The organism is Paenibacillus xylanexedens, from assembly GCF_001908275.1.
GTDB lineage: Bacteria > Bacillota > Bacilli > Paenibacillales > Paenibacillaceae > Paenibacillus > Paenibacillus xylanexedens_A.
The window spans coordinates 3,939,975-3,954,779 of the sequence record NZ_CP018620.1 but is presented as its reverse complement, the minus strand read 5'-3'; the positions used below and the strand labels follow the sequence as shown (position 1 = coordinate 3,954,779).

General features: G+C 44.8%; 10 protein-coding genes. 3 read left to right on the top strand and 7 right to left on the bottom strand.

Annotated elements, in window-relative coordinates; all coding sequences use genetic code 11:
• Positions 1-82 precede the first annotated feature (82 nt).
• From BS614_RS17585 to BS614_RS17570, 4 genes are all read right to left on the bottom strand, one after another.
• Positions 83-685, bottom strand: a complete 603-nt coding sequence (locus tag BS614_RS17585) for a sugar O-acetyltransferase (protein WP_157116311.1) — start codon at positions 683-685, stop codon at positions 83-85.
• A gap of 235 nt (positions 686-920) precedes the next feature.
• Positions 921-2,084: an MFS transporter gene (locus BS614_RS17580; protein ID WP_036608348.1), complete on the bottom strand. Its 1,164-nt coding sequence runs from the start codon at positions 2,082-2,084 to the stop codon at positions 921-923.
• 126 nt (positions 2,085-2,210) lie between these two features.
• Positions 2,211-2,963 (bottom strand): TrmB family transcriptional regulator, encoded by a 753-nt coding sequence (locus BS614_RS17575; RefSeq protein WP_074094913.1) that lies wholly within the window; start codon positions 2,961-2,963, stop codon positions 2,211-2,213.
• Positions 2,964-3,050: 87 nt separating this feature from the next.
• A complete protein-coding gene (locus BS614_RS17570) occupies positions 3,051-5,087 on the bottom strand; it encodes a catalase (protein ID WP_425320257.1) in 2,037 nt (678 codons plus the stop codon).
• Positions 5,088-5,293: 206 nt separating this feature from the next.
• Between BS614_RS17570 and BS614_RS17565 the strand changes: the two genes are divergently transcribed.
• Positions 5,294-5,554, top strand: coding sequence for a hypothetical protein (locus tag BS614_RS17565; RefSeq protein ID WP_074094912.1), 261 nt, complete (start codon positions 5,294-5,296; stop codon positions 5,552-5,554).
• Between the two features lie 125 nt (positions 5,555-5,679).
• On the opposite strand, the gene BS614_RS17560 is transcribed toward BS614_RS17565, so the two are convergent.
• On the bottom strand, positions 5,680-9,420 hold the full coding sequence (locus BS614_RS17560) for an alpha-L-arabinofuranosidase C-terminal domain-containing protein (protein WP_074094911.1): 3,741 nt from the start codon (positions 9,418-9,420) through the stop codon (positions 5,680-5,682).
• Between the two features lie 384 nt (positions 9,421-9,804).
• Here BS614_RS17560 and abnB point away from each other — a divergent pair, with 384 nt between their 5' ends.
• Positions 9,805-12,222 carry an arabinan endo-1,5-alpha-L-arabinosidase AbnB gene (gene abnB / locus BS614_RS17555; protein WP_074094910.1) on the top strand — a complete coding sequence of 806 codons (2,418 nt, stop codon included), beginning with the start codon at positions 9,805-9,807 and terminating at the stop codon, positions 12,220-12,222.
• Positions 12,223-12,355: 133 nt separating this feature from the next.
• On the opposite strand, the gene BS614_RS17550 is transcribed toward abnB, so the two are convergent.
• A complete protein-coding gene (locus BS614_RS17550) occupies positions 12,356-12,910 on the bottom strand; it encodes a helix-turn-helix domain-containing protein (RefSeq protein WP_074094909.1) in 555 nt (184 codons plus the stop codon).
• A gap of 130 nt (positions 12,911-13,040) precedes the next feature.
• Between BS614_RS17550 and BS614_RS17545 the strand changes: the two genes are divergently transcribed.
• Positions 13,041-13,622 carry a LysE family transporter gene (locus BS614_RS17545; protein ID WP_074094908.1) on the top strand — a complete coding sequence of 194 codons (582 nt, stop codon included), beginning with the start codon at positions 13,041-13,043 and terminating at the stop codon, positions 13,620-13,622.
• 53 nt (positions 13,623-13,675) lie between these two features.
• Here BS614_RS17545 and BS614_RS17540 read toward each other — a convergent pair whose 3' ends face one another.
• Positions 13,676-14,653, bottom strand: a complete 978-nt coding sequence (locus BS614_RS17540; protein ID WP_074094907.1) for an MBL fold metallo-hydrolase — start codon at positions 14,651-14,653, stop codon at positions 13,676-13,678.
• Positions 14,654-14,805 lie beyond the last annotated feature (152 nt).

Below are 14,805 nucleotides of genomic sequence, written 5' to 3'. Positions count from 1 at the left end.
TTTATTTTCAAAAAGAAACACCGATGATACACATCGGGCATTCTCATTAGCGACTATCACGTTGTTCACTATTTATTCTTCACTAGATGTTCTTCACTACATCCCTGCTGTACTTTGTTTTGTCTTCTTCTGTTATCTTGCGAATGACCCTGCAAGGATTACCCGCAGCAATCACACCAGACGGTATACTCTTGGTCACTACGCTCCCTGCGCCGATGATCGTATTATCTCCAATCGTCACACCGGCAAGAACGGTCACACCGCCACCGATCCACACATTATTGCCCACCGTGATGGGCCCAACGATCTCCAGACCTTCATTGCGCTGCTCAACATCATAAGGGTGGCCTGCTGTATAAAATCCACAATTGGGAGCAACAAAAACATTATCTCCAAAACTGATTTTTCCTCCATCCAGCATGACAATATTATGATTGCTATAGAAGTTCTCACCAATTTCAATATTATAGCCGTAATCACATACAAATGGCTGTTCAATCAGGAAACGATCCGTCGTTTTCCCCAGCAGTTTCTTAATTAACGCTTCTCTTTCATTGATCTTGGCTGGATGGAGCTGGTTATAATCGTAACAAAGCCCTTTGGCATGTAAACGCTCTTCAATTAACTCTTGATCATAATTGGCATTATACAAGAGCCCTAATTGAGATTTTTCTTTTTCAGTCATCATTTCGTAAGCACTTCCCATCTTCTATCTAAAATAAATTAAAGCTCAATCTCTCTAAAAATACTTTTTAAAACTCTTTTAATTATATAGATTAGTATGAATAAAGCAAGTTTTGCTCGATATGAAAATAGTTCATTCTACTGACGCATACTCTAGCGTATCAACAATAAAAAACCTCTACACCCATTAGACTATGGGAATGCAGAGGTTCAAGCTTTTGTCTAATTTTTTTATTCTAAGCAACCGCCTGAACGGTTTTTTCCTTAACGCTAATGGCATAGATGGCAGACACCAAACCAAGCAGAATCAGAACAGAACCAACCCATCCAGTATTCAGAATCGATGAGTGATCGATCACCATGCCGCCGATATAGGTACCCAGTGCAATACCTGCATGGGCAATACCTGAATTCGTGCTGATTAGCGTTTCGGCTGTTTCCGGCGAAGTTTTGATAATGAGACTATTCTGTACAGGCGTAACGGTCCAGCTCAGCGCACTCCAGATGCTTAACAACAGCAAGAAGGCGATCAAAGGCAATCCCACACTGAACGGAATGACAGCCATACTCACGATAAAGGGAATCAGCACAATGATAATGGCTTTAGCAGGATGCAGACGATCGGACAACATGCCTCCGATGCCTCCACCTGCAACAGCGGCGATCCCAAACATCATATAGATAAAGGTAACCATCGTGGCGCTGGCACCCAGCGTTTCTTGCAGAAATGGTGTGAAATACGCATATAAAGTCAAATGACCTGCAAGCACAAGCAAAGTCGTAGCATGGATTGCCAACATTTTTGGATTCCACAGAGCCGTAAGCTGTTTCTTCAGGGATACAGCAGGAATAGGCTGCACACGATCCATCGCAATCCAGATGGCTACCATGACCACTGCTGTGAGAATAGCGATCAACATAAACACCTCACGCCAGCCTGCCAGGTTACCTACAAAGATTCCAAGAGGTACACCCAGGATAAGTGATGCACTACCTCCCATGGTAATGATCCCCACGGCGCGTCCTTTATACTGTGGTTCCACAATGCGAGCTGCAAGGGTCAGGGAGAGCACAAAAATAAGTGATCCCGTGGCGGCTCCGAGTGCTCTGCCCGCCATCAGCATATAAAAGCTGGAACTAAATGCGGAGATCAGATTACTAATCAGAAATACAAACAGCGTACACATATATACCTTTTTTCGCTCGAATCTGGCCGTCATATTTAATAAAATCGGCGCTGACAACGCATAGACAAGTGAGAAAATAGAGATTAAATACCCGGCTTTCGCCAGGGAAAGATGAAGATCCGTAGCAATCAGGTCCAGAATTCCGCCCAAAATCAGTTCAACGGTTCCGACCACAAATGCTGCGATAGCAAGCACATATACTTTCTTGTTCATTTTTGAATCCTCCTCAAAAGTTACAACTACGATAGTAACCTATAAGAATGAAAGTTTCAATAGTTATTTTCATGATTTTTTTCAAACAAAGATATCACAAAAAAACTATCCTCCAAGAGAATAGTTTTAATAGATTAATCTGGTGAGCAGTTTCTCGATTTCAGCATCCTGTAACAGTTGATCACCGTATTTTTTGGTAATTTGAGTAAGGGCAACATCATGGTAGAAATAATCAGTCATCGCTTTGACAATCGGTTTGGACATCGTCTTGATCGCTCGCCATGAATCATGCTCCACACCGGCAAACAACAGATATGCATGATCCACAATAAGCAGCTGTGAAGGTTCCGGCGCATCAAGCAATGGAATCAACGAGTATATCCGGTTTAAGGATGTCTCCATTCCCCCAACGGCAAGCACTTCAACGTACACGCCCTGCTTTTCCTTCTGCTCCAGCAGTTCACGATATTTCTCCATTCGCTCATTCCAGGCCAGAAAAAGAATTGATGAATCTGCTTCTTCGATAAGCTGTTCTATATTCGACGCGATGGACGACTCATCTTTTAACGTCCAGATATGTTCATCGGTGAATGTACGTTTGATTTTGTATCTCTTCAATTCCTCAATATCTTTCTCAAAATCAGCCTTGATCTTATGAATAATAGACTGAAGATCCACAGCCATATATAGTTTTTTCTTCCCATCCATCGTTGTCAGCACTGTTCCCTTGTCGATCAGGCGATTAAGTACTTCATAGATCTTGGCTTTGGGAACGTTGGAGTAATTTACAATCGATGTGGCATCAAGCGGTTCATCCTGCGCGAATATAGCCTCGTATACCTGACTTTCATATTGTGTAAACCCGAATTTCTGCAACATGGTTTGGATCGGCGCATCCCTTCTTAGTGTGTCTGGTCTATCTAGTTTAGACGCATGAACTTCCCATGTCCAGTTTATCCCACGTGGCTATGTCCGATCCCAAAAGCGCTGCTGGGTCATCGCTTGAATAAATTGCTCTGCAAACGCCGCAGGCTGCTGTTCCACAATGACGCCAGGTTTGCCTATAATGCCGACAGGCTGGATCACTGCTGCACCCGTCGGTGTAGCACCGATTGGTTTGAAATGATTGTACGTTTCGATCGCATAGGATCGGGTGTATTTCTGAACATAATCGTTCTCCTGCTGTCCTGCAACAATGAACAGACCATCATATACCAAGGGCGAGCCGGTCAAAAAGCTGTCGTCCACCTTGAGTTCCACATTCCCTGTTCCACGCACCACACCCTGTCTTTCATGTACAATGACCGGTTGAAGTCCCGCTCCCTTAAACTCTTCCAAAATGTATTGTGTGCTCGGGCCATCGAATCCTTCCCCAACAATCACTCCGACACGCAATGTCTTGGGAGAAAACACCGTATTTGCCATGCTGAGCGCAGGTGACGACTTTGTCACTGGAGATTCAGGGACGTTAGGTACATTGACTCCGAGTTCCACGGCCAGAATGGTCGCCAGCTCTGTGCTGATATGACCTAACATATTGACAACCTGCTGACGAATGGAAACATCCTTTACCTTCCCAAGTTCAAACGTGAGTGCTTGAATAATATGGCTTCTCTCCAAGCCTGACATGCTGTTCCAGAAGAGACGTGCTTGCGAGAAATGATCCAGGAAGCTGGGTGCCGTTTTCCGTTCTTTAAGACCTTGCACTGGGGAAGGATATGTCACAAATCCCCCTTTTGTTCCCGGCACAGTATAAGGTGAGTTATTGGCAAGCGAATTGTCATGATAGGCGACTCTCCCCTGATCAATGGTATAGCGAGAGGCTCCATCTCTCTGGTTGTTATGTACAGGGCATATCGGACGATTGATCGGCAGTTCCTGATAATTCGTGCCCACCCTCGCCAATTGAGTATCCGTGTACGAAAACAGTCGCCCTTGAAGCAACGGATCATTGCTAAAGTCAATGCCACGTACGATGTTCCCTGGATGGAAAGCAACCTGTTCCGTTTCAGCAAATACATTTTCGACATTGCGGTTAATCGTCATTTTGCCAATGATTCGCACTGGAATGTCTTCTTCAGGCCATAATTTTGTTGCATCCAAAATATCAAAATCAAACTTGAATTCATCTGCTTCCTCCAAAACTTGTATTCCGAGTTCAAACTCCGCAAAATTGCCCGCATTGATGTTCTCCCACAGATCTCTGCGATGAAAGTCCGGATCTGCATCTCCCAGCTTTTGAGCTTCATCCCACACAAAAGAATGCATACCAAGTATGGGTCTCCAATGAAATTTCACGAACCTGGATTTGCCTTCTTTGTTCACCAGTCGGAAGGTATGTACTCCAAATCCCTGCATCATTCGAAAACTTCGTGGTATCGTGCGATCCGACATAATCCACATGACCATAGCAGCCGACTCTTGGTTATTCGCAATGAAATCCCAGAATGTGTCGTGTGCAGTAGAGCCCTGTGGAATTTCATTGTTAGGTTCCGGCTTCACCGCATGAATCAAATCCGGGAACTTAACCCCGTCCTGAATGAAAAAAACAGGTATATTGTTGCCAACCAAGTCAAAATTGCCTTCCTCGGTATAAAACTTCACGGCGAACCCACGTACATCCCGATTCGTCTCGTTAACCCCTTTGGAACCGGCAACTTCGGAAAAACGAACAAACAGCGGTGTTTTCACATCTGGATTCTGAAGAAAATGAGCCATCGTTAACTCTTCAAGTGATTCATATAACTCAAATTCACCGTAAGCTCCATATCCGCGGGCATGCACAACTCTCTCCGGGATGCGTTCCCGATCAAAGTGAGACAGTTTCTCACGCATCAGAAAATCTTCAAGCAGCGTGGGTCCGCGATCCCCCGCTTTTAGCGAGTTGCTGTCATCTGATATTTTAACCCCTTCGTTGGAAGACATCTCTTTGCCGTTATTATCCCGTAGAAAGGTATTTCTTTGCTCAATCTTTTTGTTCTCATCCATAGGTTCCTTGCTCATCCCAATCACCTCCAGAATATATGTATGGGATTGAAAATGCATTTATGAGTATCTGTTATACCTATGAATTGATGTGAATTCCACAGGCACTAGATATAAATGGAAGGTGTTAACCCCATTTATTGCTCATGACGTCTTTTGTCTAGCACCTTCTACATCACATTGTCATTTACTATAAAGAATCTAATAGAAAAGAGATGATTAGTATGGCTCGTGTCAATGCTGTTCCGCAACCGGATCTGGTATTAATCTATTGGTCAAGAAATCCGCTCGTCCCTGGTTCTGCGCGCAGAATCCAAAGTGTACGTGTGATTGGCAATACGTCTCCATGTACATTCACACTGGTTCCCGGTGCACGGCTAATCAATGCACTGAACTGTTTGCTGGACAATGATATTGGATTCAAAGTGGTCTACCGCCATAAAACGTCAGCAATCAGTGGCGTTCTGTTATTAAAACGCAGATAATCAGACCCAAAGAAATGGTGCCTTCCTTTAGGAGAGCACCATTTTTTCGTTCTTTGATCATCAATGGACAGATTTCGAACGCCAAAAAACCGCGATATCCGCGGTCTCTTGTTCACGATATGAATTTAATTCAGAATATCCATAACTAATACATTCACTGAATGAGCCGTTAAGTTAACCACCACCGATGTATCGGACAGTGTAATCTCCTGTTCTTGGGGAACCACTTTCTCATCATTCTTCTGATTCACATTTGGAATATGCACCAAATGATCTTCTCCAGTAAGCGTGATCAGTCTGGCTGTAGTATCAACCTTTAGATCCTGAAGGCAAATCCGGGTTGATTTATCCACACCATCTGCATTCACCAGTTTCACAAACACATGCCGTGCGTCCTTCGTAACGGAGTGGAATACTTCCCGGTTGTAAGCTTCCAGCTTGTAATCCAGAACCTTGCTGGTGTTGCAACCGTCTGTATAAGAGCAGATCAGATTCTTTCCTGTATCCCCACCATAGTTAACCGTGATCGTATAATCGGTCCCATTCTCGAGTGGTTCATAGTTGGCCGCTCTCAGGTTGCCTGCTGCGGAACTGGATGAATAGTCTCCCAAGGTGTAACCCTCAATCCCTTGTTTGTACACCTTCACCGCTGTGGCACTTCCCCCGTAACTAATTGCGTACTCAATGACATCCTTGTTCTCGGGCGAGATATCTGTCAGTCCCACACCGATGTAAAAACCATCTTCACCTGAAATTCTTTCAGCCTCAACGTGAACTTTGTAGTTGGTCCATTCGTCATTCAGCAGATACAATCCATTCAATCCACTTGATTGTGCCTTCAAAATGAGTCCTTTCCCTTTGATTAACGTATATCCTTCCGACCCAGGAATCTGTCTCCATGCGTCACTAGGCTCTGTACGTTCCCTGAAATCTTCATCTAGCAGTATCGTTCCATCCACATTGGACGTCACCGTGACTCGTTTCACCACGATATCTGCATGACCTGTTGCAATCTCGATGCCTCCACGAGGAATGAGATTCAGCGGTTTGCCTTTGCTAAAGGTGGAGAATGAAGTTTCAAGCACCTGATCCCCTACATATTTTGCAAAAAGTTGCTGTACATAATAATTCGGTGTATACCACACGGTTTCATCATCAAACCAGATGCAGTCTGGCGTCCAGCGGTAAGTACCGTCCGTTAGTACTTTGTTGAACAATGGCGCATAGGCAGCCAAACGAACAACGTCTGCATTATTTTCAAATCCAGTCATGATCGCAGCTTCTGCGACCGCTCCTGCCAGCGTGTTTTTGTCCGTGGAAGCATATTCTCCAACAAATACTTTGGATGTTTCTTTCCAATCGATACTTCCGTCTTCAAGATAAGCCCGGTCATAGTAGTTGTATCGATCCGCGTTATTCAGCAAATATTCATTGGAGCGGTAGTAGTGCTCATCTGCAATGGTGTCCATATAATTGTCCTGGTTTTCATACCAGGTTACCGTCTCCTCAATCACCTCAGCACCATCTGCAAAAGCAACCTGAGCTGACCCGGAGAGGTTCCCGCTGAGGAATTTCCATCCTTCCTGGTACGCATCATCATCTGCCTGAGCACCAACCGTCGAGATAATGTGCAGCTCATGATTAGGATAGTTCTGTTTCATGTACTCATCTATTGAACGTTTGAATACTTCGAAGTTGGCAAAAAATTCAGTGCCCCAGTTCTCATTGCCTACGCCGAGATAACGAAGATCAAACGGTTCAGGGTGTCCCATCCGGCTTCGTACCGCCGCCCATTCGTTGTGTTCAAAGTCTGTACTGAGCGCAAAGTCAATCAGATCTGTAAAGTTGCGGATATAATAATCCCTTAAAGCACCGCCCGCAGGGTGAGCATAATCCGATCGTGCCTGACATAACACACCGCAAGCCATGACTGGAACTGGAGAAGCATTCAGATCTTCCGCCAGTTGGAAGTACTCCATATAACCAAGCCCCATCGTCATCATGTAACCCCAAACATTATAATTTTCTTTGCGGAGCTCAACCGGACCCACAGAATCCTTCCAGTCATATACGTTATCCCAGATAAAAGATCCCTCCGAGATACATCCTCCCGGAAAACGCAAGAACTTCGGATGCAGATCTGCGAGTGCCTGGATTAGATCTTTTCTCAATCGATAGTTCGGATTACCTGTGTAGTTGGCATGTGCTGTAGCCGATATTCCCTCTTCTGTCGGATCAGCTCCCCACACATTCTGAGGGACTAAGGACACCATATCGATAGAGATGTCACCTGCAAACGTAAGTGCCAGTTGACCAAGTACAGTCTCCGTTCCGGTTAGAGACAAACCGTATTTCTTCCATGTGTTCCCACCTTCAACATGCAGTGTTACCGAATCACTGATGGATGTGTCACTTCCATCCTGCAATTGAACAGTGATCGTTCCTGTCAATTCTGCTTTTGCCCATACGGTAAAGTCATATGATTCACCCTGCTTGATGGACATGGCACAATGCTGGTTGGAGTCTGAGAATCCACGATTTCGAATCGTTGCCCCATCCTGAACCGTGACATAATAAGCATTTACTTCAGGGTCTTCCACATTAAAGTGAACGTTCAGTCCATCCGTATGCTGCACGAGCATTTTCTCGGTGTCGCCTGACCAGGCAAACAAAGGTTCACGATTTCGACCTGTCGAACAACCACATTCTCCAGAGTCATGCGAGTACGTATCGAATGCAAAAGACTCAAATGATCGATTCTGAACAAGCTCTGCATAGATTCCGCCATCTGCCGCGTTGTTAATATCCTCGTAGAAAAGCCCATACATGACTTCACTGATGTCCGCCACCTTCTGATCTCCATGGATGGTGACCGTATAAGGCGGGAGATGGGCTGGCACAACAGACACGTCAAAGCTTTGGCTCAGCTTACGGTCACCTCTGTTCAGAAGCGCACGGAGCGTAACCTCCTGTGCCGATGTGATTGCCTGAACTTCTCCGTTCTCAGACAGAACTTCTGGAGCACTGGAACTCCATTCAACAGACACTTTACCACCCAGCAAGTCTGCGGGTAATGATACATCCTTGGTGATGATTCGGTTGGGGAAGGACAAGTACTTGTCCGCCGCAAGCTTCACAATCGCTTCATCTGTCAGTGACTCACACATCACTTCAATGACTTCATCCATGGTGAGCGCTGCCCCATAGATCCGAAAGTCGGATAACGAACCTGCAAAATCCACATCCGCTGCATACTGGGAACGTCCAATATAATTCTGGCTATAATTCTCAGGATCGGTGAACGAATCAAACCATTCGCGCAATTTGGCATAATTGCCACTCGACGTCTGACTGATTGAACCGTCTGCGGCCTTCTCCCCATTCACATACACAATCGGACCCGCACTGCTCAACGTTCCCCCTTGGCTGCCTGCCACGGAGAGTGCAATATGCAACCATTCTCCACTTGAAACTCCTCGACTTGGGTGTACAACCAGATTATCGCCGGCATATAACGTACCCAGAAGCTGACGCGTCAGAAACATATACGGCCCCTTCTCGCCTTTGCCAAAGTCAAAAATACGTTCCCACACATTGGACCCTTTGCCGAGAAATACCCAAGTGGCAATAGTAACTCCAGTGTTATCGCTTACATTCTGAAGCAAATTCGACGGTAATTGTAGATAAGAAGTTCCATTCGCTCCCCCGTTGAAAGTCACCGCCGTTCTGCCTTTCAACTCGAATATCGCAGGCGGGATCTCGCCTTTGGCTATACCATCATGTCCCTTACCGGAGCTGTCCTTCCCGATTTGAACGGCATCTTCGAACGTGTATAGTGCGATTAATTGATTTTGATATGTGCTCATGTTCTTACCTCCTATGTAGTTGGGAATTGTCAGTTCACGCTTTTGATTCGCATTAATATAAAATGATTGATAAATAGTTAAACACATTTCTTAAACGTAATAATATCGCATCATCGATCCCCATTTCAATCCTAAATTTGAGAAAGACAACTGGTTTATTTGAATGTAATGACCTTTATCGGCTCTTTCCGTCTCTTATTTATTTTTCATTTTACTGTTATAAACATTACATTTATGGTTTACAAACATATAAATCAATTGATAATATAACAAATGAAAGCGCTTGATATAATGAAATACTCAAAGGAGGTCTGCCGAACCTTTTATCGTGTGTTGCCAAGTATCGGTTGATTTTTCATTCCGGGAATAGGAAAGGGGAAACGTATGAAACGTTATTGGGTTCGCGTACTTAACATTTCTGTACTAAGCACCACTTTACTTACTGCAACAACTTTGGCACCGGTCTCGGTGTTCGCAAATGGTTCAGGGGCAACCGTGGGTAACTCGCAGAGTTCCACCAAACCTATCGCTAATTCTGCTCCAACATTTAAAAATGTTTCCGTTCATGACCCTTCTGTCATTAAGGTGGATGATACGTTTTATATTTTTGGTTCACACCTGCAAGTAGCTAAGTCCAAAGACTTTTTGAACTGGGATCTGGTCGCCTCCGGCGTTACAGATAACAATCCTGTTGTCCCCAATGTAACCAAGGAATTCGCTGAAGCGTTAGAGTGGGCGCAGACGGATACGTTATGGGCGGCAGATGTCATTCAATTGGCGGATGGCAAATTTTATATGTACTACAATGCTTGTAAAGGGGACTCTCCGCGATCAGCGCTCGGCATTGCTGTCGCAGACAATATCGAAGGCCCTTATAAGGATCAAGGCATTCTGTTGAAATCCGGCATGTGGGATCAGATTAGTGAGGATGGTACCATTTACGATGCAACGATTCATCCCAATGTGGTCGATCCGGATGTCTTTTATGATAAAAACGGCAAGTTATGGATGGTGTATGGCTCGTATTCCGGAGGGATTTTCATTCTGGAGATGGATGCAACGACAGGTAAACCACTACCAAATCAAGGTTATGGCAAAAAGCTGACCGGAGGCAATCATAGTCGTATTGAAGCACCTTATATGCTCTACAGTCCCGAAACCGATTATTATTATCTGTACCTGTCTTACGGTGGACTAGGTGCTGATGGAGGATACAACATTCGTGTTGCTCGCTCCCAAACACCGGATGGACCTTTCCTCGATGCGGAAGGAAACGATATGATCAACGTTAAAGCGGACAAGGATAAACCGTTATTTGACGATCGTTCTATCGAGCCTTTTGGAGTCAAATTAATGGGGAACTTCCTGTTTGAGAGACAGATCGGTGATCCGGGCACAGGCCTAGGTAGCGGGTATGTATCGCCAGGACACAACTCTGCTTATGTTGATCCGGAGACTGGCAAACAATTTCTCATCTTCCATACTCGCTTTCCAGGGCGTGGCGAAGAGCATGAAGTTCGCGTACACGAGATGCATATGAATGCAGATGGTTGGCCCGTTGTTTCTCCGTATCGCTATGCGGCCTTGGGAGAAGATACAACGCAACTGACAACTCAGGAGATCGCTGGTCAGTACCAATGGGTGAATCATGGTAAGGACATCACGGCGGACATCAAGCCATCCCAGACCGCACAGTTCACAGCAGATGGGCAGATTCATGGTGCCGTGACAGGAACATGGAGTCTTGGTGCAGACAACAAGGTTCAGATCACTTCGAATAACGTTGTGTACAAAGGCGTTTTCACACATGAATGGAATTCGGAATCTCAAAGTACGGTTCTGACCTTTAGCGCCCTCTCCTCCTCCGGGATAGCCATCTGGGGAAGTCAAGGTGTTGAACGAAGTGATCAAGACATTGTAGATGCGGTGAAAAAGGATCTGAGCATTAGCAATACGGATCACGTGTTCTTTAATCTGTCTCTGCCTACCAAGGGAACAAGTGATGCAGACATTACGTGGAAAAGCTCCAATGCTTCGGTTCTATCCACTACAGGTGTAGTACAGCGACCACGCGCTGGTAAGGGCGATGCCAAAGTGAAATTAATCGCAACGATTCGTAAAGGAACTGCGGTAAGCTCCAAAACGTTTAACGTTATCATTCCACAGCAAGCGGTAAGCCCATTGCTCGGGGAGTATACTTTTGAACACAAGAAACTTGGCAAAGTCGCACAGGATTACAGCAAAAACGAATATCACGGACAAGCCTTTAAAGTGGTAAGTTCTGCTGCAAGTGGCAAAAATCAGGCTGCCACATTTAATGGAACCGACAGTTATATTCAGTTACCTGGACTCGTTACAGATACAACGGATTTCACATTTAGTGCTTGGGTCAATTGGGACGGCGGCGGGTCCTGGCAACGTATTTTCGACTTTGGAAATGGCTTGACGAGGCATATGTTCCTTACTCCCTCCCAGCATAATGGAGCGCTACAATTCACCATTCATAATGAGGGACGGGATCAGAGCCTGATTGCAGCAAATCCACTGCCTTCCAAAGAGTGGGTTCATGTCGCTGTAACCCTTCAGGGTGATGTAGGCACTCTGTATGTGAATGGTACATCGGTTGCAAGCAGCTCTGAGATTACTTTTAACCCGAAAAATCTGCAGGTAACGGAAGCTTATGTGGGCAAGAGTCGTTATACGGCTGATCCGTTCTACAAAGGCAGCTTGGATAATGTAAAAGTGTATGATAAAGCATTAACAGCCAAGGAAATACAGCGTCAGGCCAAAGAAAAACCATAAGTTAGAGTCCTATCATAGGCGTTGGACTCCATAGCGAACAAACCTATAAAGCAGCCAACGTAATAAACTGCACCCATCTGTTAGAGACGACTAACAGCGGTGTTGCAGTTTGTTACATCAGGCTGCTTTATTTTCACTTCAAATAATGTATGACCATGCTTAACTTGATAGCCGAAGCTCCATGATTAATATAGGCATGGGGCCTGTCTGCTCGGAAACGGATTGACTCCCCTTGGTTCACTGCATATTCCTCCGTCCCTACCCGAATCGTAACTTCCCCTTCAAAGACCGTAATAAATTCTTCCGTACCTTCGATATGCGGTTCAGCATTCAACTCAGACTTAGGGTCCATTTCCATCATGTACATTTCAAAGCGGCGTCCTTCTTCAAAAGGAAAATGCGGATAAATCCGAACCCTTCCCTCATCCTCCATCAATACTTGAATATCATCCCCCGTTACAACGGTTGTATCTGACTTCGGCTCGTGAATTAAAGCAGTAAAGGAAGTTTTCAGGCCATTAGCAATCTTCCATACGGTTGCAATGGATGGATTGGATTCACCACGTTCAATCTGACCAAGCATGGTCTTGCTAATACCAGACATTTCGGCGACCTTGTCCAGACTGAGTTTTCTTTGTTCCCTAAGCTGTTTCAGGTTCTGAGCAAGAATACTATTAATGTTTTTCAAAAATCCATCCTCCTCATTTCATAATTTTGTTGTGCTATATAACGTACATGTTGTACAATGATAAAGACCGTACGTTATAACGTACATTTGAGGTCATTATATCACACAACTAAGAAAACGTGGAGGAACCATGAACATTATACCTTTAGTGACCTATGCAATCATCGCTTCATTTACACCCGGACCCAACAACATCATTTCCATGACGCATGCCAGAAATCAGGGGTTCCGCAAGACCCTTCCGTTTATTAGTGGAGTTGCAGCCGGCTGCCTGCTAATTATGTTTCTGTCCAGTTATTTCAACCTTATTCTTCATCAATATATTCCTAGGATCAAACCCGTCTTAAACGTGTTAGGGTGTGTGTACATGCTCTATCTGGCTCTCAAAATTATGCGAAGTAAACCTGCAGATTCGCAAGAAAACAAGGTCAATCATTATTCATTTCTATTTGGGTTCACCCTGCAATTCATCAATCCCAAAGTCATTCTGTATGGGCTTACTGCCATATCCGTGTTTGTTCTGCCTCTTGGGCAGTCCCATGTTCATTTAATTGTATTTTCCTTGCTGCTCACCTTCATCGGCATTAGTGCCAATATGACCTGGGCGTTCGGTGGCATGTTATTCCAGAGCTTTCTATTAAAATACGAGCGTCCTGTTAATATCGTTATGGGTATGTTGTTAATTTACAGTGCACTATCAATACTGATGTAAAATGTAATAGAAAAAGCGTCCGCTCATTCGATGAGCTGAACGCTTTTATTTTTTCATCCCAATTCCGGTCTCCACCATGGATGTGTAGGGTAATCCTCCGTATGAAGAACAACCTTCTCGCCGATTTTGGGTGTTGCAATCTTAACTTGCAAGGCATGTGCAGCCTTCGTAATTCGTTCAACCGGTTCATTCCAGGCATGATAGGCCAGCGTAAATGCGGCCCAATGAATCGGGATAAGCAACTTCCCCCCTACATCCAAGTGTGCTTGCACCGTTTCTTCCGGCATCATGTGAATGTTGGACCACCGCTCGTCATATTGCCCGCATTCCATCAACGTCAGGTCAAATGGACCATATTTACTGCCAATCTCCTTAAAATGAGGACCATATCCGCTATCGCCACTAAAGAACACCTTCGTATGTTGTCCAGCGATAACCCACGAACACCATAAGGTAGAATTACGGTCGAATAATCCTCTGCCCGAAAAATGTCTTGCTGGCGTACAAGCAAATGTTAGACCTTTGAACGATAACTCTTCCCACCAGTTATGCTCGGTAATCTGTTCCGAAGGCACACCCAGTTGAATTAGCCGTCGACGTACCCCAAGCGGTACGATAAATCGCTTTGTTTTATCCTTCAATCTGTGGATGGAGTTATAATCCAGATGATCATAATGGTCATGCGATATAATGATTGCATCCAGAGCCGGGAAATCCTCCGGTTGTATCGGTAGATTCGTGCTGTAACGTTTGGTACCCACCCAGGATACAGGGGATGGACGATTGCCCAGCATCGGATCAAAGAGCAACCTGTGCCCTTCAATTTCAAGCAAAAAAGCCGAATGTCCGAACCATGTAACCTGTGGATTATCGGATGCACTGAATGATTCAGCAGGTTCACATATCTCCATGGGCATCGTGCCAGTTGGCCTCCGTTCTACATTGCCACGCATGGAATCTCTCAATATACTGATTAGGGACTTGAAGTTCATACCGGCTGATGTCGGGAGCTGATTTTCGTATTTTGTCATTATACATACCTTCTGTTCTATATAATCAATCTAGGTTCAATATTTGGATGAGATATATTCAACTATATCAGTTGAACTATACATTGACACTAGAACGTAGAGGACAGAAATAGCCTAAAGAAGCGGAGCGTTCGCCTTTATCACCAGATTTT

What these genes read in the sequence shown, in the direction of transcription:
- BS614_RS17585 (WP_157116311.1), bottom strand. Translation starts at nt 685, where the DNA reads ATGACTGAAAAAGAAAAATCTCAATTAGGGCTCTTGTATAATGCCAAT.
- BS614_RS17580 (WP_036608348.1), bottom strand. Translation starts at nt 2,084, where the DNA reads ATGAACAAGAAAGTATATGTGCTTGCTATCGCAGCATTTGTGGTCGGA.
- BS614_RS17575 (WP_074094913.1), bottom strand. Translation starts at nt 2,963, where the DNA reads ATGTTGCAGAAATTCGGGTTTACACAATATGAAAGTCAGGTATACGAG.
- BS614_RS17570 (WP_425320257.1), bottom strand. Translation starts at nt 5,087, where the DNA reads ATGAGCAAGGAACCTATGGATGAGAACAAAAAGATTGAGCAAAGAAAT.
- BS614_RS17565 (WP_074094912.1), top strand. Translation starts at nt 5,294, where the DNA reads ATGGCTCGTGTCAATGCTGTTCCGCAACCGGATCTGGTATTAATCTAT.
- BS614_RS17560 (WP_074094911.1), bottom strand. Translation starts at nt 9,420, where the DNA reads ATGAGCACATATCAAAATCAATTAATCGCACTATACACGTTCGAAGAT.
- abnB (WP_074094910.1), top strand. Translation starts at nt 9,805, where the DNA reads ATGAAACGTTATTGGGTTCGCGTACTTAACATTTCTGTACTAAGCACC.
- BS614_RS17545 (WP_074094908.1), top strand. Translation starts at nt 13,041, where the DNA reads ATGAACATTATACCTTTAGTGACCTATGCAATCATCGCTTCATTTACA.
- BS614_RS17540 (WP_074094907.1), bottom strand. Translation starts at nt 14,653, where the DNA reads ATGACAAAATACGAAAATCAGCTCCCGACATCAGCCGGTATGAACTTC.